Raw genomic sequence first — 21,800 nt, 5'->3', positions numbered from 1 at the left:
CTCCGCCGCACCAGCCGTGACTACCGCCGACCGCTGTCGGCCCTCGGTCTCACGTGATCAACCCGGACAGATCCCGAACATGCAATGACCCTGGTGTCCGAACGGGTTCGGTGCCGGGAGCGGTTGCCTGGCCGTCGTCGTCCTGAAGTTTCGGGGTATTCCGGGTGCGTGGGGCATCCTGGGACTGTCGACGGGCGTGCGTCATCCCCGCTTGTGGTGCTGAGGTCTCAGGTGGTCGTGCGGATCTTCGGACCGTTGGGTGGAGGCAGGCCGGCCGCGTCGGGTTCCTGTGCGGCAGGTCCGGCGATGGGGGCGACTTCATGAGTGGCCGCGGTGGCTCGGACTTCGCTGGTCTGTTGCCAGGTGAAGAGGATGTGCAGGTTGATGCTGCAGATCATCAGAGCGAGCAGGATGGTCTGCGCGACCCGGCCGTGGGCGAGCCGCTTGGTGGGGTCGGAGATGTCGATGCCGTGGCTCTTGGCCCTGCCGTTGAGGCCCTCGATATTTGCCCGCTCTGGCCGATAGGCGTCCTGCCAGGTGGGGGGGAGGTAGTGCCGGTCCTGGCGGAATTTGTCGAGCTTGCCGAGGTCACCGGGCCGGACGGTGATCGTGGGCTTCTGGCAGATCCGTGGCAGCTCGCCCGTGGGAAGCGGCCGCAGCCGTTCACCCTGAGGGATCGGGACGATGGGCTTGGCCGCAGCGTGTGCGGCGATGGCCCGCTTGTTGGTGAGGTCCACCACGGCCGGCCGCGGTGCCGGGACGCGGTGGACCTGGTTGAAGCGGGGACACGACACGGCAGGCGAAGGCCCGCTGGCCGGGCAACTCGGCTGGCCGCACATCCTTGGGTCGATGGGCCGTGCGTCTATCAGTCAGAAGGGAGGTTCGAGATTGCCGCGGCCATCGCTGTGTGGCCCCCAGTCCCAGGGCTCCTCCTGCAGAGGTTCGGGGCCGGTGACGTCGTGGCCCCATGCTTCGAGGGCCTTCCAGGCGACGCGCCGGTTAGGGGCGTCGCTGCTTGTATTTAGGATGCGGCGCGCGTGCACGGCGAGGTGATCGCGGTGCTGGGCGAGCGCGGGGTGTTCGGCGAGGATGAGCGCGGCGAGGCCGGCGGCTTCGCGCACGTCCTCGTGACTGTCCTGCAGGAAGGGCGCGACGGCTCGGTAAAGCATCGGGCGCAGGTCCCGGAAGGCCGCCACGAGGGTGCCGGGGGTGAGGAAGCCAGGGAAGTACTGCCCAACGCGGTCTACGAAGTCGGCGGAGGCGTTGTCGGCCGTGGAAGCCAACCAGTTCAACAATGTCGCGCGGATGGGGACGCTGCGATACGGCCGGAGGGTCATGGCCGCCGGGTGGGTGAGGATGCCGGCGACATACATGGCGACGGGGGCGGTGGCTTCGTAGATGGTGTTCTGGTGGCCGACCAGCTCACTCAGTTCCGACAAAGCGGTGACCTGCACCTTGGGATCGGGCTCCAGCAACCGTGCCAGCACCCCGGGAAGGTCCTCACCGTTCCCGAAAGGCGTCTCGAGCGAAGCCCAGTCAGTCTCCGCCAGGACTACCTGGTAAGGCGGCAAGTCAGGCTCGCGGGGCGCCCCGGCCGTGGAGCTGCTGTGGTTCACAGGCCAAACCTAGACCAGACTTCTGACACGATTCCCGTCCGGGCCGGCGAGGGGCCGCTGTCCTTCCGAGAGCGACGGACGCGTTTGCACTGGTCAGACGCAGGGTTGGTGTTTCGGCACCAGAGACGAGGCGTTGTGCCGTTTCTGCGGTGAAAGGCGCCTGGATGCCGTCGGCAGGGCCTCCTGGCGCGCTCAAGGTCTCGACAACCCCGAGCTGTACCAGAGGCTCGGTCTTCATGAACGGACAGACCGAAGATTGGAAGAGCGCCCGACCGAGCCGCCACATTCGAACCCATGCTTACCAAGATCGGTACGACAACGGCTTCTAAAGTCGTGGCCGTGACCGAACCCCTGTCGAGCGAGCCCCTGAAGGACTTCCTGAACACCATACGAGCCGGCGAAGTCCGTACCGGCCGCGTCATCAGCATCGAGGACCGGGAGGTGCTCGTCGAACTGGACGGGTTCTCCGGCCCCAGGAAAGCAGTGGGGAGTATCCCTCGCGGTGATCTGACCCGCAAGGCGATCGGGCATCCATCCGAAGCTGTGAGCATCGGGCAGCGACTCACCTTCGAAGTGATAGCCGTCGACTGGCAGCAGGAGCACGTCTGGGCCTCCGCTTCAGCGTGCGAGGACCCGGCTCTGCGAGCATTCCTTCTCGGCCTTCGGCGCGGCGCAACACACCAAGGTCAGGTGCAGAGCGTCCACAACTTCGGTGTGTTCGTGCACCTCGACGGCGAGCCCGATCAGTGCACCGGGTTCATCAGGGTCCCCGAACTGAGCTGGCGGTGGATCGACCATCCCGCCGACGCCGTCACGGCGGGCCAACGGGTCGTGGGCGAGATCATCGACATAGACACCCGGCGTGGACAGGTTCAGCTGTCGCTGAAGGCTCTCCAAAAGGACCCGCTCGTTCCCTTCGCGGACCAAGCAGGCATTGTCACCACCGGGCAGGTCACCAAGCTGGTCCCGTTCGGAGCCTTCGTCCGCATCGCCGACGGCGTCGATGGCCTTGTACACAACAGAGAGTTCCGAGACGAGCCCGTCGAGCACCCCGGCCAGATCGTGAGCGAGGGCGACGAGATCACCGTACGGATCGTCGAGGTCGACCTCGTGCGCCGCCGCCTCACCTTGTCAGCCAGAAATCTGCCGCAGAATGGGAAACGATCTACCTGAGAACGGGAAGCGATCTCCAGGTGCCCTGTACCGCACCAGGTCACCGCCACTCGTGAACAGCCCGATGGAGGACGGATATGGACAGCACACCGGGCCCTCCCGAGATGTACTGGATCACCCAACAGACACCCGATGAGCGCGCCGCTGCGGACTGGGCGGAATCCCTCCACCGCATACAGCAGCAGGCTTTTGGACTCATTGCCCCTCTGAAACTCATCGCCCCAGTAGGGGGCAGCCCCGACACGGAAGGAGCCGATGCCCTCTCCGAGGACTGGCTTGCCGTGTTCGAAGACCCGGGCAGATTCGAGGCTGTCCGGCAGATGATTGACAGCATCCGAACAGAGTCAATCGCGCGCTTGAAGCAGACCTACGACGCCCTCGGCATGCCGCTTCAAGGTGACGGCCCAGCAGCGACCGCGCAGGAGCCCGGCACGCACGAGGAGGGGACACGCGCACCAAAACGCGCTGCGAGGCCGCCGCACCCTCACGCAGAGGGTGCGGCCACAACCGACCAGCAGCCCCGCCATAGCCCTTCTCGGTAGGGGGCTCGGCTGGGGCCAGCCCGTCGGATGCACACCGGAGCCCACGCAAAGGGACGTCGGCCCCGCATACAAGGCGGGCGGCGATGCGCCGCTCGCCTTGCTTGTTCGCGCTCGGCCATAACGGGAAGGACACCGGTGTGCATCGCCGCTATCGGGTGCGATAGCGGTCGTGAATGCCGTTGACGGTGTCGGCCCAGGCACTGTTGGGTCGCTGAGGCAGGTGGTGACCGGCAAGGTCGGCCAGGCGCCGATAGAGCGGGTGCATCGCCCCTTGTTCGTTGGTGATCAGGGCGGTGAGCAGGACCGGACGCTGGGGCGCGGGACTGCGGGGTGCAGCGGTCGGCGTGACTCGCCGCAGCACGTACACCTGCCGGGACTCTGGCAGTTCGGCAAAGCCTTTGACCTGGGCGCACAGGCTGCTGAAGGGCACGGTCTTTCCCAGGCGTGCTGCGTGCTCGAGAACGTCTCGGACGGCGTCGGCGAGGCCTGCGGGGTCGAAGCCACCGGCATCCGCAGGTTCAGCGACCGGCTTGCGTGTCGTCGGAACGGGCGCGGATTTCTGCCGCGGATTCCGCGGCACGGCGACGGGCCCGGACGGTTCCTGCAGCACGGAGGCAATCTTCGAACGCTGCTGATCGGTCACCCACTGGCCCGCCTGCTCCGAGGCCTGTGCGAGCTGGCGTCGCTGCCGAGGGGTGACGGTCTGGATTCCACGGTCCTTCTGCCGGCCCAGCTCACGCAGCAGCCTCTCCACGGTCTTCAACGCCTTGCGCTCCAGCAGGTTCGGTTCGTGGAGCGTGGGAGCCCCGACTCCCCGCTCCAGCCGCAGCAGCAAGTCACCGGCCCTCCGCATCAGGTCGTTCTCCTGCGCGGTCGCACCGCCGTGGATCGCCGCCTCTGCCCGATTCAGCCAGCGACGGATTTCGGTCACACTGCGCCCGACCGCCACCGCATCGTCCAGGGCCGCCATGACCGCCGCCCGGTCCTGCGACGGCTGCATGTCGTGAGCGACAACGTCGACGGCAGCGGCTACCGGTCTGGCCATCGTCGAAGCGGTCCTGGGCGGCCGCACGCCGATGAGCCGCCGGGAGCTACGAAGGTGCCAGATCTTCTCGACCGCGGGAGTCGACAACCCAGTTGGGGTGAGCGCGCATTCGCTCAGATCGAACCACTCGGTGCCGTCACGGCGCTGCGTGCCTACCTGGACCCGCCGACGCGTGCCGTCGGGCACACACTGGATACGGTTGATGTACCCCTGCTCCACGAGCAAGTGCGGGTCGTGCGTCATTCCCGGACCGAGCACCAGCTGCGAGGCGTCCGCGCCGGTCGGCGCCGAACCGGAAGCGCCGGCGAGTAGGACCGTCAGGTCCGTGTGCCCCTGCGGCGTGAACAGCACTTCGCCGCTGATCGAGCCGTCGGCGGCACGCGCGATCGTCGCGGTGGCGGAGATGTCCTGCTCGGCCAGCCACTCCAGCACACCCTGCTTGATGTAGAGGTGGTCCGCGCTGGCGACCCCGGAGGCTTTCCTGCCGCAGGCAGAGGTGCCCTCGGGATCGGGCAGATGTGCGAAGTGGCAAACGCGGCTTGTGTACAGTTTTGTCGTGAGTTGGTGTCCGCACCCGCCCAGCCACACCCCGCACCAATAGCTCTGGCCGGTATGGCGCTCCCGGAAGTTGTCGAGCCCTATCGCTTCCATCGGCAGAACGACAGGGTCCTCAGACTCGGCGTAGCCGATCACGGCTGTCTGCACGCGGCGTCTGTCCAGGGCCATGCAACCTCCAGCTGCACCAGAGGCGGCAGGTATTCCGCCTCCATGCCGGCAACTGGCCCCGCTGCCAGCCGCCTTACTCACCGACGGTACCTCCAGGAGCTGACAACGCCGGGTGCTTCGCGTAGGGGCGGAGCTGCACCTCGTGGACCAAGGACCTGACGAACGTACCCCGCCTGCCAGCTCCGGCGTCCCAGCCCAACTGGCGAGGAACGCAGTGCCTGCCAAGGCCAGGCCACGAACGAGGGGTGCTCGTCAAACCACAGCTCTCAGTCCTGGCCAAGTCCCGGGCCGAACAGGCAGCACGTTCAGGATCGGACCCCACTACGCACATTGGGTATTTCACCTCCCGAGCCGGTACCCGCCGCCTAGCCTTTTCGACATGTCAGACAAAGCACGACAGCGGCCCACACGCGACTACGACACCCCCCGTTGGGAGGACGAAGGCCCCCTCCTCCCCGGCAACCGCTCAAAGGACTTTCTGCGCAACGGGATAGAGGAGGGTACCGGCCGCCGGGGCGTGGTCAAGCACATTCAGGAGCGCATCAGCAATCAGCGCAGACAGCGCTTCTACAACGAAGCACTGTTCATGCAGAAGGCGAGTGGCACGCCGGGCATCCTGCCCGTGTGGGACGTCGACGACGTCGACAGCAGCCAGCCCCGGTGGTACGTCATGCCCCCTGCCAAACTCCTGGACGACGCGCTGGGAGATGACGCAACGCTGCTGGACGTGGTCACGCACATCACCTCCCTGGCCGAGACGCTGGCCGCCCTGGCAGACCGAGACACCTTCCACCGGGACATCAAGCCTGCCAACCTCTTCTGGTACGACGACGCACCCGTACTCGGTGACTTCGGAATCGCGGCCATTGCAGGCATGCCGTCCGGCCTTACCCGGACCGGCGAGAAGCTGGGACCGGCGAACTTCATCGCACCCGAAATGCTCTCCTCCGTCAACGGCGAACACGAGCGCGCCGACGTCTACTCGCTGGCCAAGACCCTCTTCGTCCTCGCGCTGCCCAAGGCAGGCCCCTACCCGCCCAACGGCACGCACCGCGCCGACCACGAAGAATTCTCCCTGTGGCAACACAGCCGCAGCCCCGGACTGACCCGACTGCTCCATGTACTGGAGGCCGCGACCCAGCACAGCGTCCCCGAGCGGCTGACGATGGCAGAGTTCCACGACGAGCTGCGCGCCTGGCTTGCCCGGTACTCTGCCGACCCCACCCGCTTTCCCGCACGTGCCTTCCGCCAAGGGGCGTACCGGATGGGTTTCGACGTCATGACCCCAGGCCTCGAGAAACTGCGACGGGACACCGAACAGACCCGGCACATGATGCTGCCCGGTATCAGGCGGATCGCCGAGGCACTGACCGGCGACACCGGCGCCTGGAGCGAGGAAAGGGACCACACCGGCGACTACGAAGACCGCCCTCGGGAGCTCGGCGACTACGGCTGGGAACCCAACGGCGAGGACGGATTCGTCCCCGACGGCGGAAGTCTCTGGATGGCCACCCACACCCACGACGGCCGCCGCATCGTCCTGCAAGCCGTCCTGGACTACAACGTGTGCTTCACCGCCGAAGCCCACCAAGGCGGCGGGCCCTGGACCCTGGAACGCCAGTGGGGGCGCACCCCCTGGCAACGCCCCCGTATGCCGCAGGCCGAAGAGCAGGTCAACGAGCTGGCGGACGACGTCGCGCAATGGATCCTCAAGCAGCGCGGCGGCAGCCACGTACCGGTACAGAACCTGCAGGGTAGCCAGACACCGCAGGGTAGTTGGCTGTCATCGCCCTGACCTGGCAGCCCGGCAGCGGACCCGACCGAAACCGGGCCCGTCGCTCCCGGCCGGCTCTACGACAGGTTTGCCTCACCATGGACGTGGCCGTACGCCTGGGCCATGTAGTCGAGCGCCCGGCGTGTGAGGTCCTGGCGCCTCTTGCGCTCCAGGGCAGGCGCGGCCGTGATCGTGACCGCCATCTCGGCGCGGCTGCCCCGGTCGGTGGGGCCGAGCGGCTGCAGGTCGATGAATGACGCCAGGGCGGGCTGGGCGCCGGTCTGGGCCGGCTGCTCGCAGCTCAGGCGCAGTTCGGTGGTGGGCGGGGCCGCCCACCACATTCGGTCCGGTACGCCGACGGCGTCGGGCAGCAGCTCGGCTGCTGTCTCCCAGGCATTCAGCAGGAGGTCGTGAACCTCGTCGAGAGTCAGCTGGGTGCCGAGATCCGGACTGAGCGCGCTGCCCCATGCGAAGGCATCTTCGATCAGGACGTCCGCACACGCGACGACGCTGGACTCCATGGCGGTGGGCAGCGTGATCGTGAGGGCCGCCGTCACAGCCGGGCGGCCGTCCGGGGCGGTGATGGTGCAGGCGTAGCTCGCACAGTGCAGCGAGTTGCCCCACAAGCCCGGTGCCCAGTGAGCGGCTGGAAGATTTCCGCCGCGGCGCCGGGAAATATTCGTCGCTGCCCCGGCCAGCTTGCTGTTGGGAAGTTTCTGTACGAGGTGTTGGCGCCTCGCTGTTGTGATCTCGAGGGTGGAGGTGTTGGCCCAGGGCAAGTCCACCAGGGCGCGCAGCCGCAACTGGGGGGTCTGGCCAGTTGTCCAGTTCTTCGCGGAACGGCCCTGGTGGAGGCTGAACCTGGGGGTGGGCTGCCACTGCCATTGCCCGTCGTCCGAGCACAGCATGTGGCCCGCGCCCCACGACCCGCCGTCGAGTTCCACGGCCCGGGCGCCAGCCTTCACCACCCACGGTCCCTGCGCACCGCGGGGTGGGACGGGGTGGCCCACCGACGCCAGCGGATCTTCGCCGACAGCCCTCCGGCCGACGGCAACGATCGCCTGCCAGACGGGTGCGGAGATCGCCCCGGGCGCCTGCCCGGCCACCAGGCAAAGGACCCACCCCGGCGCCCCCTCCTGGACGGGACGAAAGTCCTGCAGGGCCGCCGGCCCGTAGGTGTAGGCCTCGCCTGATGGCTGCCCCAGGCCCACGTCGACCAGATGCTCGTACGCCTCGCGAAGCTCTCGCTCCCGGTCCGGCAGCCCCTGGCCGATCCGCAACGCGGCCGGAACTGTGTCGCCACGGGCCTGGCTCACGGCGTCACGCAGGAGTTCGGCCAGGGCCTGGGCGGTAGGCATGCCGGAAGCGGCGACGCCCGCGGAGAGCAGGCGCTGGATGTCGGTGCGCAGCAGCCAATGCGTGCTGTCCCCATCGCGCACGGGCACGGCCACCGTGTCCGTGCGGGGTGTGCCTGGCTTCCCTACCGGAGCCGCCACGACGAAGAGCACATTCGCAGCCTGGGCGGGGACATCGATGTAGACCACCCGCGCGCCTCGATGGTCATCGGACCAGCCGACTTCCACCCCACGGGGGGCTGGTGTGATGTGCTCGCGGATCAGCTTGCGGAACCGGTCGAGGTCCACCGACGCCCGATCGACCGGGATGACCGTGTCGAGAATCTCCTCCCCGTACTCGTCCCGCGTGCCGACACCGAGGACGAGGACGCCTCCGCCACCGTTAGCGAACGCGGCGACGTCCTTGGCGAGCTCCTCCACGGCCTGCGGCTTGCGCAATTCGTACGGCACGGACTTGGCGTCCAGCCACTGGCCTTCACGCTGCTCCAGCAGCGCGGTGGGTTCCTGGGCGCGCAGCGCTGCCCGGACAGCCTCGAGATCCATCGTCGACACCTTCGAAGTATCCCTGGCCTTGGACCTCCTTCGAGCGCGATATCCGCGGCTTACTCCTTGATGAGGTCGAGACTCTCCGGAGTCTCCGAAGCAAGCGAGCGCATCTGCCGTCTGCACCACCCTGCGGTGATCTTGTGCGCCCGCGCCGACCGGTGGCCCGGAGCCCATCGGACGGATCGTCCCCCCGCGAACGCATTGGGAACGCGCGGGCCGGTCGCAGGCGTGCCCGTGCGCGAACTACCACGCTCCGGCGGCTCGCGATGCCGGCGGCGTGATCACGGTCGCCCGTTGAGACCCAGGCGGTGTCGCCGTCGACCTGGTTGCCCCCACTGACGACAGGCCGCGCCCCTTCCCCATACCAACCGTCAACCCATGGCAGCCGAGGCCAGAGGCCAAACCGGGCTCGATGCCCCAGAACCTGAGCACACGACGGTTCCGCTGCTCGCGGGGCGGGCCACCCACGCCAAATTCGCTGAACCTTCGACCGTGACAGCTCCTACCCGACCGCCGGCCGCAGTCGGACAAACCTCGGGAGGTTCCCCATCGTGCTCATTTGACCAAGCAACAGGTGAGGTTGCGGCGCTAACCCTCGGCCCGTCCAAGGTTCGTGGTGTCAGGCGTATTCCGCCCGACGCCACCTCAGAGGGCTTATCTCAACCGTTCATGGAACGTGCGGGTCGAACAAATTTCCCGCCGGGGTGATCTTCCGGCGGTACGCGCATGAAGTCAGGGCCTCTCGGTAGCTCGGGGATGCGGAAGGCCCGCCTGGGGCTGCTCGGCAGGCAGAGGACACCGCGGCCCGAACGGATCCGAGCACGGCTCGGGGACCCACTCAGCCGCCGATGCCGCTCAGGTCCAGCAGCTCATCATCGTCCGGCGGATCCACCTTCAAGGGCTCCTCGAAGGCGCGGAAGGTGGTTGTGGTGCGGAAGTCGCTGCCCTTGTAGTCGACCTTGAGCAGGTAGGGCTTGCCCTCTGTGGCGACGTGGAACGTGTAGGTGCCACCCTTGTCCTTCACGTCGGTCACCACCAGCGCGATGGCCGGGCGGCCGTCGACCTCGGTCGGTTCGCTCTTCTTCGCCTTGCCGAACGCGTCGAACGGCCAGGTGCAGTCGGAAAGCCCGTCGCCAGGCACCGACTCACTGGCCGATTTCTTGATCCAGCGGTCCTGCTCCGCCGTACTCGGCGCCTCCTGCCCCGACCACTGATCGAGGTAGGCGCGGTTCGGCCGGATATAGTCCGTCTCTCCGATCCGGATCTGTTCGAGCGCGGCGCCTGATTCCGAGGACGACTTGAACGTGCAGGTGCTTTTGAGGTCGGTCGTCAGAAGGCTGGTGGAATGTTCCCCGTCGGTGACGGTGGTTTCCCCGTCGATGGTCACTGACGTGAGCGACTTCATGGTCTTGTACGCGTCGTCGAGCAACTGCTCGGCGGAGCGCTCGTTTGTTGCGGCGTCGCCCGAACAGCCGGTCACTGTGGCGCCGAGCGTCAGGCAGGCTGCCGTGGCCGTGACAACGGTCGAGATCTTTCCCATAGGGCCCCCAAGGTCATGGACATGATCCAATGCAGGCGGAGAGCCTACTTGATCGCCGTCTCTCCGATCGATCAGTTTCGTCGTGAACGCTGAGGGATCCGACTGCTCCCCTCGGACCGCCCGACAGGGTCGCCGGTAGCGGCACCGGTTAAGAAGCCCTACCCCGACCGTTCATGGAACGTGCGGGTCGAACAGGTTTCCCGCCGGGTGATCTTCCAGTGGTACGCGCATGAAGTCAGGGCCTCTCGGCAGCTCGGGAATGCGAATCGAACCGAGCAATGCCGGGGGTCCTGGTCTCGTTGTTGTACGCGTCCGAGCCCGACCAGTTCAACTCGGCTGCTCCATTGTGTGATTGCCTCGCGCACGTGTACGGCAACGCTGCCGATCGTCCCGAGCAGATGGAGATCGATCCGATCGCCACGGTGGAGCTCCGTGGGACATTCAGTGCGCTGCACGCGCCGCTGATGGTCTGACCGCCCCGACCGTTTTGGTCAGGCCGCCGTCGTAAGCAGGCGCCCGCCCCAGCGGATGCCTTTCTCGCTGCGGATGCGTGCGCGCTCTCGGCGTTGGGCGGCCAGGACGTCGCGGTGGCGGGCGTTGGTGGTGCGCCAGCGCAGGTAGGCGTGCAGGGCCCTGGTCTGCACGGTGTGGTTGGGGTGGTTGGAGTTGGCGATGGTGAACTGCCGCAGCGGTCCGAAGTGGGCCTCGATCGGGTTGGCCCAAGAGGCGTAGGTCGGGGTGAAGCACAATTCGACCCGGTTCTTCTTCGCCCAGCGCCGGATGGTTTCGCCTTTGTGGGCGGAGAGGTTGTCGAGGATGACGTAGATCGGGGCGCCGTCCGGGCGGGCGGCCATGCACACGGCACAGGTAGGTGGCGAGTTTGCGGATGGACCAGCGGGTGAAGAACTGGCCGAGCTTGGCCGGGCGGGTGGTGGCCGTCTGGACGACGAAGTCCTCGTCGTCAGGACTGAGCAGGCCGGGACGGCCTCCCGCCCACCGAAGGTCCAGACGGGCCAGGCCGATCTCGTTGAACCGGTGGATCACGTCCCGGACGGTGTCCTCGTCGGCCTGCACCAGCTTCGCGATCACCGGGACCCGGTTCCCGCCGACCGAAGCCAGCAGCATCATCGCGCGACGGAACCGCACCGAACTGGTACTGCCCCGGCGCACAATCTGCTGCAGCATCTGCCCCTCCTGGGAGGTCAACCTGCGCACACAGACAGGCTCAGCCACCACACCTCCCAGCAGTCGGACGGACGTCACCGCACATCCAACCGCCGAAACCGCCACCCGACGAACCTTCCCTGGCGGCCCAGCGCAACATCACCCAGCGCTGATGGCCGACAACACCAGGCTGCTCGACAGCATAGGTCAGGGCTCGTAGCGGCGTAGGCGCGCCGATGGCTCCCCGCAGCGCGCGCGCTGCGGGTCAGCACAGTGGAGGCGAAGCACACCTGGGCGTGATCGTTGAGGGCTCATGCAGCACCGCTGCCCTCACTCTGGTTGGGCGCGTTTGAGCGAAAGGCTGATGCGGCGACGCTGGCGGTCCACGTCAAGGATGGCGACTCGGACCTGGTCGCCGACCGCGAGCACCTCCTGCGGGTACTCGACGTCGTGATCGACCAACTCGGTAAGGTGGACGAGGCCCTCGACGCCCTCCTCCACCTGGACAAACGCGCCGAACGGCACCAGCTTGGTCACCGTCCCCGAGACCGTGTCCCCGACCTTGTGGGTATCGGCATAGTGCTGCCAGGGATCGGGCTGCAGCGCCTTCATGGACAGGCTCACCTGCTCCCGTGTGAAGTCGATGCTGATGATCTCGGCGCGGACTTCCCGACCGACCGGTGCAATGTCGTCCACCGAGTCGAAACGGGTCCAGGACATCTCGGGAACACGGAGGAAGCCGAGGAAACGGCCCAGATCGTCATCGAGGTGCACGTACACCCCGATGTCATTGAGACCCGTCGCGACAACGCCGGTGACAGTCTCGCCCACGCGCAGCGAGCCAAGGAACGTCCGCCGCTCCTCGGCCCGGCTGCGATTGGTGCGCCAGCGGGCCCGAAGGACACCGTCCCCGTCGGGCAGCACTGCCGCGAGAAGAGGATGGCGATCAGCTCGTTCCAGCGGAACCAACGCAGTTCGGTGGCCCGGGCCCGCCGTGATCTGGGGATTCGACACGTCTGCACGTCCCATGCCCGGTTCGGCGACACACGCCCTGTGGAACCCCCCGCCCGGATACTGCCGCACGAGCAGGTAAAGGCGTTCCCCGCGCACGACGGTGGCGCGGATCGCCTCGACGTCGTCGGTGAGGTCCGGCCATACCGCCAGCCGCGCCCGTGGGGTCAGACGCTCATGCACAGCCTCGACCTCGTGAGCGGCCGTCAGGCGGTACCAGCGGTAGGCGTTGCCGGTCGGACGCTCCTCCAGCAGGACCCCGCCGCGGTCAGCGACCAGTGCGCCGACCTCAGACCAGAACTCCTCGTTGGCGGCCCGTGAGGCGTCGGTCTCGTCGAGGGCCGGGTCATAGGGTGAGCTCGCGACCCGGTCGGCGAACAGCCCAAGAATGCGGGCGCGGGATACGGCGTCCTCTTGCTCCCGGACGCCGCCGACGTATATGTCGTCCCGGTCGCCGACATGGACGAAGAATCCATTGTCCGCCAGCAGCCGGCACCAGGCGCCCTCGCGCAGCACCATCGCCCGCAACAACCCGAGACCAGTGGCGAGCGGGACGCGCGCGCCGTCGTGGAACTCGACGCTGTCATAGGGGAAGAGCCCGCTCAGCCCATGCCCCCCTCTTCCCGCTAGGACGGAGAAGGAGAAGAACCCCTCTGTCATGGGGTTGTCGATCGTCACCTGCTCGACGCCGGCATCGAGCGCGAACCCGGCAACGGCTGCCACACAGGCAGCAGCGACGCGTTCTCTCGAGTGGTACGCGATGAAGGTGCTGCCTCCGCCGGCCGCCGCGTCGAGGTCAGCAGGGTCGTACGGAGTGATGCGGTACACGAAGGGCGCCATGTCAGCGGCCCGGATGGCTCGTAGTCGCCCTGAGGGCCGGTCGCGGGTGGACAGGGGGAATGATCACCCGCGAACTCTACCGGCACCAGGCCCGGCATGAGCAGGATTCATTCTCGGCAACGGCGACCCGGATCGGGGGCGCAAAGTCGGGGCGGCTTGAATACGGACATGGACTCCCCGATCTGGGCCACGCTGTCGGCCGCCGAGCGCTCCGCCGTGGACAGCCTGATTCAGCAGGACCACCGGATAGCGGCAGTCGCCCGTATCCGCGAGGCGTTCCCAGTCGGGTCCAGGCCAGGCCTGTACGACACACTCGACGTGGTTGCAGAGCGTTACCAGGAGCTGGGCCAGCGGTTCGAGCGCTACCCGACCCATCCGCTGGACCTGGCGACGCTGGTGGAGAAGGTGGAGGCTCTGCCCGGCCGGACGGTCGCCATCGAGGCACTGTGGGACGGTGACACCGATGGTTGGTACGTGGACCTGATCGCACTCACGGACGACCCGGCTACCGAGCACCGGCTCGCCATGATCCGACACGGCAGTGACATGAGACTGTTCAACGGCACGGTTCCGCCGTGGCCCGAGGCGCAGGAAGCAGAGACGATTGGTCGCCCCCTGGCCGAGCAGTTCGCCGTGCCGTTCCACTTCGCCAGCCCCGATCAGCCCGACTTCGACGCTCCCCGCGGGAGGACCACCTCCTCCGTGTAGTCATATCGCAGGCGGGGCCCGCTGTCGGCTCCATGGCGGCGTGCACAGTGCACAGGGCTACAGACGAAGACAACGGGCGATTCGATGGTGCCGCCGTCCGGCCCGACACAGGTGACGCGAACCGCAGCGCCCGGGAGCTCAGGCTGCGGGAAGGAACAGGCCAATGCCCCTGGAGGGATGGAGCCGATCTCCGTCCACGAGCCTGGCGAACCGTCGGGAGACGTGCAGGCCCTCACTGTCCGTTTTCGCCCCGAGCAGGACGAGTGCTTGACCGTTGGAGGTGAAAGGCCGGATGGTGCGGCCCACCAGGCTCGCGAGCGGAGCGATGCGCCCTTCTTCGGGGAGCAGCGGCAGAGTGTCGGCGGCGAACACGGCGAGCTCGCAGTTGCCCGGAGTTCGCGGTCAGGAAGGTACGACGGGAGCGTGCCATCGTGGCTCTCAATGCCTCTCAAAGGGCTGGCACGCTACTGACGGGTCCGAGCGGGATCACGCCGCAGTCAGCGCCGGGCAGCCAGTTGGGCCAGTTTCGGAGGTCGACGTCGCGTTCCGGGACGCCGAGCGCTTCGGCGATGTAGCTCTGGGAGTCCGCGTCGGGGACGACGTCGTCGACCCCACCCGATCTGCGTAGCGCAGGTTCCCTATTGACGTTGCTGTCCGATGAGGTCGAGGTAGCGCTGGTACTGGGTGTCCGTGAGCTGTTTGTTGCGGATGAGGCTGCCTTCCTCCATTCGGTAGGTGCGGTTGCGATCGCCTTTGAAGGAGAGCCAGTTGAAACTGGTGGTCACCCAGACGTCGTCGAAGACCAGCACCTTGGCGTGTGTGCTCTTGAGACGCGAGAAGTCGAATTTGTTCGGGTATCGTGCGGCGAGGTTTTCAAGCCGACGGATCGCGATCGGGTCCGACTTAGTGTCGTTTTCCTCGTACCCGTAGGCGATGTGCACGGTGACCCCGCGGTTCAGGCGTGTCTCGAGCTTGCCGAGAAATTCGGTGGTGATGATCGCCTTCTTGATCCACGGCGAGATGATCAGGATCCGTGTCCGGGCGTGGGTGAGTGCTTCGTCGAGGATGTCGGGGTGTTCGAACACGCCGATCGCCCGGATTTCGTGTCCTGCAGGCGCGGGCTCGGAGGGTGCTGCGGGCAGCGGGCCCGATGAGCTGAGCTGTACGGCAGCCTGTTCGGCCCGCTGCTGGGTGACCTCGGTCAAGGGCACACGGACCTGTTCGAGTTCGGGCTCGAGGGTCGGCCGCTCGGGCGCCGGTTCCACAGTGATACCGAGCGCCTGCGCGCCGCCCCGCGCGATCAGTTCGAGCTCGTGGGCGTGGCTGAGTTCGCCGTCGACGACGACGCCCAGCTCGATGTCGGTGCGGTCGGGGTTTGCGTAGACAAGCACCTTGGCTGGCATGACCCTGCGGGCCTTGGCTTGGGTGATGCCTCTGACTTGGAGGACCTCGCGGTCATTGTTGCCGCGCTCGCGCAGCAGGGCGTTGATGTCCGCAGCAGAGATTTCACCCATCTCGACCGGGCCGCTGTTGGTTGCGGGCAGGAGGAGCATGGCTTGGTCCTCGGCCTGGCCGCGGGGGATGAGGGTGTGCCGGTCATAGGGCTTGGCTTTGCCTAGGAGCTGGTCGTAGACGAGTGGTTGTTCGACGCGAACGGGTGTGATGGCGGCCATTTCGCGGGCGGTCTGCTCACCGCGTCCGGTCAGACGCAGGTTCCTGGTGGCGGGGTCGGCTCCCGGCCGGGGCAGAGCGTAGGTGAGGTAGTCGTCGGAAAATTGCTGAGCAACGGTCTGGGTGACCATGCGTTCGGGTACGCCGAGGAGGCCGGTGACGGCCTGTTCGGTGGTGACCTTGCTGTTGACCAGGCGCAGCACGAACTCGTCGAGCAGGGGCAGGCGCTTTCGGTCCTGTGCGAGGACGTCAGCAGTGATCAGGGCGACGGGCAGCCCGGCGTCGACGATGGCGACGAGTTCCAGGCCGGGGCGGGCGTCGTTGAAGCGGACGGCGAGGAGGCTGTCCGGGCTGAAGTCAGGCATCGCGGATCTCGCACTCCTCGGGGTGGTTGCGCATGTAGTCGAGCACGTCGCGCAGGGCGCCGGGCGTGCTGCGGCAGAAGGCGGCGTCGCCGACGACGGTGAGGCCGAAACGGGCGCGGGAGAGAGCGACGTTGATGCGCCGCCAGTAAGGCTGGCCGAGGAATCCGAAGTCGGAGCGGGCGTTGCTGCGGGTGACGGAGAAGATGGCGAGGTCGCATTCGCGGCCCTGCACGGCGTCGACGGAGAGGACTTCGGCGGTGAGGTGCTTGAGTCTGGTCGAGGCCAGGCGGCGGGTGAGTTCTTCGACCTGGCGGCCGTAGGGGGCGATGACCAGGACGTCGAGTTTGCGGCCTGCGGGGGCTTTGATGACGTTCTTGGCGATGGCGTGGTCGATGACTTCCAGGCGCCGGATGGCTAGCTGGGCTTCGGTGCGGTTGGAGATGCTGGTCTGGGTGGCGCTGCGGTCGGACTCGCGGCGGTCGGGCAGCTTGGAGGTATCGAGCCACATGACGGGCTTGCCGATGACGTCGTAGCCGGTCAGTGTGTCGTTGTTGAGGGAGAGCAGCTTCTTGTCGTAGAAGCAGGTGGAGATCATCTTTCCGATGGCCGGTGTCATGCGGTACTGCTCGAGCAGCATGTGCTTGACCGGGGGCTCGGTATGGCGGACCAGGTATTCGAAGAGCGTGGTCGTGACCAGCTCGGGTATGAGCTGATGGTCGGTCATGATCTTGGGGTTGCGTAGCAGGTCTTCGTCGACCGGGGGGAGCTGTGCGGTGTCGCCGACCAGGACCCATCGTTTGGCCCTGGCGAGGGGGACGAGGGCTTCGGTGGCGGTGGCTTTGGAAGCTTCGTCGAAGATGCACAGGTCGAATTCGAGGTCGCGGGCGGCCGGGTGGCCGAGGAAGCCCAGTGCGGTGCCGCCGACGACCTGGCGGGTACGCAGGAACGCGGTGATGAGATTCTGGTCGGTTCCGATGCGCTGGAGCCATTCGCCTTGGAGGCGTAGCAGCCGCATGAGTTCCCGGCCGGTGCCTGATGTGCCCAGGAGCGCTCCGACCGCGTCGCGGGCGTCAGCGGTGGTGAGGTCCTCGCGCAGGGTCAGCTCTCCAGCGAGTACACGCTGGGCCTCGGTGTAGAGCTCGTGGCGCTGCTCAAGGAGCTGGTCCCGGCGGGCACGGACGGTGACGACTTCCTCGCCGAGTTCGCGGGCAGAGGTGGTGCGGTCGGGGGCGGGCTGGCTGGCGAGTTCCTCGAGTTTGCGGGTGACGTGGTCGAGGTCAGCGGCCACGGAGGCCAGTTCCTCCAGCATGAGAGCAGCTTTGAGGTGGCGTCCTTCCAAGCTGTTGCGGGAGGCAACACCGTCCAGGTAGCGCTCGGCCCGTATGCGAACCTGCTGCGTCCACCGTTTGACCTGCTTGTCGAGAAGCAGTGGCTGGACGCTGGCGGCGACACGCGGGTCGTCAGGGCGGCCGAGACGGACCAGCCCTTCAATACCGGCGTCCTCAATGCGGCGCAGCGCGTTGTCAATAGCGATGTGGGTCTGGCTGACGATAAGGATGCGGGCGTGTGGGGCGCGCTTGAGCGTCTGCTCAACGATCTCGGCGATGACAGTGGTCTTGCCTGTCCCCGGGGGACCTTCGACCAGGAGCAGGTCCTGGCTGCCCAGGGCATGGGCGACGACTTTACGCTTGCTCTTGTCGAGGTCTGTGCGCGACCAGTGGGTGACCTCGACGGGCGGCCGAACCTCGACGCTGGCTGGGCTGTCGATGATCTCGCGCAGGGCCCGGTTCGTAGTCTGGCCCGCGGCCACGTTGGTCAAGGCCTCGCGCTGCCGGTTCAGAGCACTCTGGCTGGGGCCCAAGAAGGGCAGCAGGGCACCGCGGCCGGGAAGGACGGTGTCGGGGCGCCGAAAGCGGATGACGAGTGTGTCGTCAGTCTGGGCGGTCACTTCACCACGGTCGATGGGCCGGCTGTAGGAGTTGGGGGCCACCGACCATTCCTCGCCGACCAGGGTGGCGGTGGTAGGCATGGACAGGTGGAAGACGCGGTTGCGGCCGCCTCCAGTGACCCGCTCGTACTCGATGTTCTGCCGACCGCCGGCTGCGACCTCCTCCCGGGCTTCGAGCAGGCGGCGCCAGCCGTCGAAGAGGTCGCCGAGGTGCTGGTCCTGGCTGACTTTGGCTGCTTCCTCCCGCTGTGAGAGATGCCCCTCCAACCGGTCGAGAAGGAGAGTCAGGCCTTCGTAAGCGGGATCCTCACCGGGGTCGTCGAAGGTCCAGGTCAGGACCGGCCCGATCGGCACGGACCGCTCACGTCGCTTGGCCATCCATTCCTCCCCCCGGGCGTCGGCAGCGACAATCACGCAGCGATCCCGCTGATGCTCGTCTTCAACGAGACGCAGGAACCAGGAACGCCCGAAGATGCGCAGGGTGGCCTTGTCGATCACGTCTGTCTTCGGGTTGTGCCCGTAGTCGGCGTGGACGGTACCGGAGAGATCAGCGAGAACCGCGGACTTGGCGAGGTCCCAGTCCGGATCGGTGCCGGCGGGGACGTTGCTGAGGAGCTCCGCCGCGCGGCGGGTCAGCTTGAGCCACACATAGTTGCTCCGGCGCGCCTGCTGATTGCTGTAGGCCTGCTCGGCCTCCAGCAGGCGTTGTTCGAGCACGGTGGCGTTGGCGGGCCGCTTTTTCGGGTCGAAGTCGACGCAGGACTGGAGGATCGAACGGACCTCGGTGTCCAGATCCAGTTCGGCCAAGACCTCGGCGAGGTCGGGATAGTCGCCGGCCTTTCCGCCGGAAAGAACCTGGATAGCCAGGACGCCGTATCCATAGACATCCCGGACGTAGGGGATCGCGTCTTCCTGCTCAGGCGGCGCGTACAGGTTGGAACGAAACTCTGCCACGGTCTCGTCGGTGACTGCGGATGCCTTGGACCGGATCTTGGCGATCCCGAAATCGGCCAGCTTGGGCGTGCCGTCCTCCGTCAGCAAGACGTTGCCCGGCTTGAGGTCACGGTGCTCGATCTTCTGCGAGTGCGCATAGGCCAGGGCCGCCGCGAGAGGCTTGCCGATACGGGTGAAGAACGAGGCCCATCCGACGGGCCTGCCGACGGTCATGTCGTCCTTGAGGCTGCGATCGACCCATTCCAGCGCGATGAAGTACCGGCCGAGGTTGGCGTCCCAGCCGGAGTCGAGCATCCGCACGATGTTGGGATGCTGCAGCGCCTTCAGCGAGCTGGTCTCGCGTTCCAGGAAGATTTTGATGACCTCGTCGTCGCGCTGCTTGAGCAACTTGACGGCCGCGTAGTCGCCAGCGGCGCCGCTAGTGTCGACGGCCTTGCGGACTTCAGACAGACCACCTGGACGCGGATCCTGAGGGAGCAACAGGAACCGATGGTTGATCATCTGTTGTGCCCCCACGCGCTGCTCCTTGCTCAGCACCGTTTCGGTGCGCCCCGCCCCAGACAGATAATCCTGCCAGCTCATCCCGTTTCAGGGCAGGGAGTTGGATAAAGTGGTGATGACACCTTTTTTAGGACTGGGCAGTGTCCCGTGGATCAGCTCATTGTTTCATCGGATGTGGAGTCCAGGGGCGGGTTGAGCGATGGGGGCTGGGAGCGGATCCGGCATCTACTGCCGCCGGATTCGCCACTCGGCACAGGGAACGACGCCACCGCGTCGCAGTCCTGAGTGGCCGAACTGCCCACCTCCCGACACCGGGAAGAGGCTGAGCGCGGGACAGTCGGAGAGATCTGCAAGGCTTCCTCATCCCCGAGGAAGCCAAGAGGCCGCCACGGTCGGACATTAGAACCGTGTCAGCAGCCGCGAGGTCGTCAGCTCCTGGCCGAACGTCACGGCGGCGCCTGACCTGAGTCAGTCAGGGGCTCGGGCTCAGACAGGCCCGCTCGTTCTTGCTCTGGGCCGCAGCTTGCAACTTGATCCCCCAGAACGTGGCGATCACCACCGCGACCAGTCCCGTCGACCGGTCGATCATGAGCGATGCGGACCGGATCCTCACCGCTCTCCGGTTGGAAACCGACGAGTCCGAGCACATTGCCGACCGTGTCGCCGGCTGTCTCGTCCTGCAATACGGGCTGCGAACCGACCGACTGGTGAACCTCACGACCGACCAGGTCTTGGTCCACCCAGAGGAGCCCGGCGTCGTCGGTCTTCAAGTCGGCCGGGACCCGCTCTGGCTACGGCCGCGGCTATCGGCCCTGCTCCAACAACTGATCAACGAACGACGCCCACTGGCCGCACCACTCAGGACACGCGAGACGCCCTACCTCTTCCCCGGCCTTCGCCCCGACCAGCCCGTGACCTCCAGCACCTTGCAAAGACGACTGACCCGCCTGGGCATCCCCAGCACCAGCAAGGCCCGCAACGGCGCCTGGCTCGCCATGGTCGGCGCCGTCCACTGGAACATGCTCGCCGATCTCCTCGGCCTCGCCGACGGTGCAGCCCACAACTGGCACAAGCTCAACGGCGGAGGCCGGGCCAGCTACGTCGCCAGCCGCCTCCGAGCCGTCAAGACCCCCACGAGCATGGAATAGCAGCCCTTTCGGGAGCCTGGCTCCCGCGCTAGGTATCTTCAACGCGACAGCCGTGTTCCGGGGAACTAGCCTGATACACGGCCTATTCATCCACGCGGGCAGCACCGTAAGGAACACCGGGAGGACCGTCTCCACCAGATGCCTCACGTGCTCGTCTACCCGTCCGACGTCGACGTGTCCTTACCGGTACGTCCCTGATTCAGCTCGGTGCTGTCTGGACACGCCGCGCGATGACCGACCGACACGGACCTGTGTGGACGATGTTCCGGGGTGACCGTGCACATCTAGGGTTGCTTCGCACCCCTGTCGGTTCATTCGCGACGCGGTGAGGGAGACCAATGGGTTGGGACCCAAGGCTAGGGTCGACCGATGTGCTAGCGGCCCACGCTGTGCTGCTGCGAACCGGGAAGATCCTGCATTTCAGTGGTAGTGAATACGATGCGGACCAGCACAACCACAACCGCAACGACCATACGCGGCTGTACGACTGCGCCACCGGCAAGGTGACAGTGGTCGGCTCACCGGTCCAGGACCTGTTCTGTTGCGGCCATTCGCTGCTTGCTGACGGGAACCTGCTCGCGGCGGGCGGCACGGCGTCATATGCGAAGTCGGTCGAGGAGGGCGGCTTCCACACAGACCACTGGCCGGGACTACGCAACACCTGGATCTACGACGTCAAGGGATCACGCTGGATCGACCGCGCCTCACTGCTCCCGCAGCCCGAGTTCATCGCTGCGCCGGACTCGGCACCGAGCGTAGTCAGCCGCCGCGGGATGCTGCAGGTGTTCTGGGTCAGCCGGGACGGCAGCATCGTCACGCAGTTTTGGCCGGTTGAGGGCGGATGGAGCCGACCTCAGATCCTGGTTCCCGGCCATGAACCCCTGGCGGCGAATCCCGGCAGCTCAATAGCCGCGGTGAGCCGGAGCACCGACAAAATTGACATCTTCTGGACCGGGCGCGACGGTGCGATCAATACCCATTTCTTCAGCGAACAAAAGCCCTGGGTCGAGCACCATGCATTCACCCTGGTTCCCGGCCATGAACCCCTGGCGGCGAATCCCGGCAGCTCAATAGCAGCGGTGAGCCGGAGCACCGACAAAATTGACATCTTCTGGACCGGGCGCGACGGTGCGATCAATACCCATTTCTTCAGCGAACAAAAGCCCTGGGTCG

The 21,800-nt window shown here is 66.7% G+C and carries 12 protein-coding genes and 2 pseudogenes; 5 read left to right on the top strand and 9 right to left on the bottom strand.

Features of this window, described 5'->3' with window-relative positions; translation table 11 throughout:
• Nucleotides 1-227 precede the first annotated feature (227 nt).
• Nucleotides 228-794: a hypothetical protein gene (locus ACFU8W_RS47240; protein WP_384051953.1), complete on the bottom strand. Its 567-nt coding sequence runs from the start codon at nt 792-794 to the stop codon at nt 228-230.
• A 75-nt stretch (nt 795-869) separates the two neighbouring features.
• The gene (locus tag ACFU8W_RS47235; protein WP_384051951.1) at nt 870-1,616 is read right to left on the bottom strand and encodes a hypothetical protein; all 747 of its coding nucleotides are present in this window, start codon (nt 1,614-1,616) and stop codon (nt 870-872) included.
• 294 nt (nt 1,617-1,910) lie between these two features.
• Between ACFU8W_RS47235 and ACFU8W_RS47230 the strand changes: the two genes are divergently transcribed.
• Entirely contained in the window at nt 1,911-2,789 is an 879-nt protein-coding gene (locus ACFU8W_RS47230; protein WP_384051949.1) for a S1 RNA-binding domain-containing protein, read from the top strand.
• A 690-nt stretch (nt 2,790-3,479) separates the two neighbouring features.
• On the opposite strand, the gene ACFU8W_RS47225 is transcribed toward ACFU8W_RS47230, so the two are convergent.
• The gene (locus ACFU8W_RS47225) at nt 3,480-5,102 is read right to left on the bottom strand and encodes a hypothetical protein (RefSeq protein WP_384051947.1); all 1,623 of its coding nucleotides are present in this window, start codon (nt 5,100-5,102) and stop codon (nt 3,480-3,482) included.
• Between the two features lie 379 nt (nt 5,103-5,481).
• On the opposite strand from ACFU8W_RS47225, the gene ACFU8W_RS47220 reads away from it, so the two are divergent.
• The gene (locus ACFU8W_RS47220; RefSeq protein ID WP_384051945.1) at nt 5,482-6,897 is read left to right on the top strand and encodes a protein kinase; all 1,416 of its coding nucleotides are present in this window, start codon (nt 5,482-5,484) and stop codon (nt 6,895-6,897) included.
• A gap of 56 nt (nt 6,898-6,953) precedes the next feature.
• On the opposite strand, the gene ACFU8W_RS47215 is transcribed toward ACFU8W_RS47220, so the two are convergent.
• The 4 genes and pseudogenes from ACFU8W_RS47215 to ACFU8W_RS47200 form a co-directional block, all read right to left on the bottom strand.
• Entirely contained in the window at nt 6,954-8,774 is a 1,821-nt protein-coding gene (locus tag ACFU8W_RS47215; protein WP_384051943.1) for an RNA-binding domain-containing protein, read from the bottom strand.
• An 841-nt stretch (nt 8,775-9,615) separates the two neighbouring features.
• The gene (locus tag ACFU8W_RS47210) at nt 9,616-10,257 is read right to left on the bottom strand and encodes a hypothetical protein (protein ID WP_384051941.1); all 642 of its coding nucleotides are present in this window, start codon (nt 10,255-10,257) and stop codon (nt 9,616-9,618) included.
• Between the two features lie 551 nt (nt 10,258-10,808).
• Nucleotides 10,809-11,550 (bottom strand): annotated as a pseudogene (locus ACFU8W_RS47205) (transposase).
• 261 nt (nt 11,551-11,811) lie between these two features.
• The gene (locus ACFU8W_RS47200) at nt 11,812-13,332 is read right to left on the bottom strand and encodes a S1 RNA-binding domain-containing protein (protein ID WP_384051940.1); all 1,521 of its coding nucleotides are present in this window, start codon (nt 13,330-13,332) and stop codon (nt 11,812-11,814) included.
• A gap of 168 nt (nt 13,333-13,500) precedes the next feature.
• On the opposite strand from ACFU8W_RS47200, the gene ACFU8W_RS47195 reads away from it, so the two are divergent.
• Nucleotides 13,501-14,040, top strand: coding sequence for a hypothetical protein (locus tag ACFU8W_RS47195; protein ID WP_384051938.1), 540 nt, complete (start codon nt 13,501-13,503; stop codon nt 14,038-14,040).
• A 638-nt stretch (nt 14,041-14,678) separates the two neighbouring features.
• On the opposite strand, the gene ACFU8W_RS47190 is transcribed toward ACFU8W_RS47195, so the two are convergent.
• Together ACFU8W_RS47190 and ACFU8W_RS47185 are read right to left on the bottom strand one after the other, a co-directional pair.
• Nucleotides 14,679-16,076, bottom strand: coding sequence for a hypothetical protein (locus ACFU8W_RS47190; protein WP_384051936.1), 1,398 nt, complete (start codon nt 16,074-16,076; stop codon nt 14,679-14,681).
• Nucleotides 16,069-19,494 carry an AAA domain-containing protein gene (locus tag ACFU8W_RS47185; RefSeq protein ID WP_384051934.1) on the bottom strand — a complete coding sequence of 1,142 codons (3,426 nt, stop codon included), beginning with the start codon at nt 19,492-19,494 and terminating at the stop codon, nt 16,069-16,071. The genes ACFU8W_RS47190 and ACFU8W_RS47185 overlap by 8 nt, the downstream gene beginning before the upstream one ends.
• A 515-nt stretch (nt 19,495-20,009) precedes the next feature.
• Between ACFU8W_RS47185 and ACFU8W_RS47180 the strand changes: the two genes are divergently transcribed.
• Nucleotides 20,010-20,627: a hypothetical protein gene (locus tag ACFU8W_RS47180; RefSeq protein WP_384051932.1), complete on the top strand. Its 618-nt coding sequence runs from the start codon at nt 20,010-20,012 to the stop codon at nt 20,625-20,627.
• A 389-nt stretch (nt 20,628-21,016) separates the two neighbouring features.
• A pseudogene (locus tag ACFU8W_RS47175) lies at nt 21,017-21,800 on the top strand (hypothetical protein); the annotation flags it as partial.

Origin of the sequence: Streptomyces sp. NPDC057565 (assembly GCF_042801455.1) — a bacterium.
GTDB classification, from domain to species: Bacteria; Actinomycetota; Actinomycetes; order Streptomycetales; family Streptomycetaceae; genus Streptomyces; species Streptomyces yanii.
This window is presented reverse-complemented; position numbering and strand designations above follow the sequence as displayed.

Coding starts and splice junctions, on each gene's coding strand:
- ACFU8W_RS47195 (WP_384051938.1), top strand. CDS start 13,501: ATGGACTCCCCGATCTGGGCCACGCTGTCGGCCGCCGAGCGCTCCGCC.
- ACFU8W_RS47200 (WP_384051940.1), bottom strand. CDS start 13,332: ATGGCGCCCTTCGTGTACCGCATCACTCCGTACGACCCTGCTGACCTC.
- ACFU8W_RS47190 (WP_384051936.1), bottom strand. CDS start 16,076: ATGCCTGACTTCAGCCCGGACAGCCTCCTCGCCGTCCGCTTCAACGAC.
- ACFU8W_RS47225 (WP_384051947.1), bottom strand. CDS start 5,102: ATGGCCCTGGACAGACGCCGCGTGCAGACAGCCGTGATCGGCTACGCC.
- ACFU8W_RS47220 (WP_384051945.1), top strand. CDS start 5,482: ATGTCAGACAAAGCACGACAGCGGCCCACACGCGACTACGACACCCCC.
- ACFU8W_RS47230 (WP_384051949.1), top strand. CDS start 1,911: ATGCTTACCAAGATCGGTACGACAACGGCTTCTAAAGTCGTGGCCGTG.
- ACFU8W_RS47215 (WP_384051943.1), bottom strand. CDS start 8,774: ATGGATCTCGAGGCTGTCCGGGCAGCGCTGCGCGCCCAGGAACCCACC.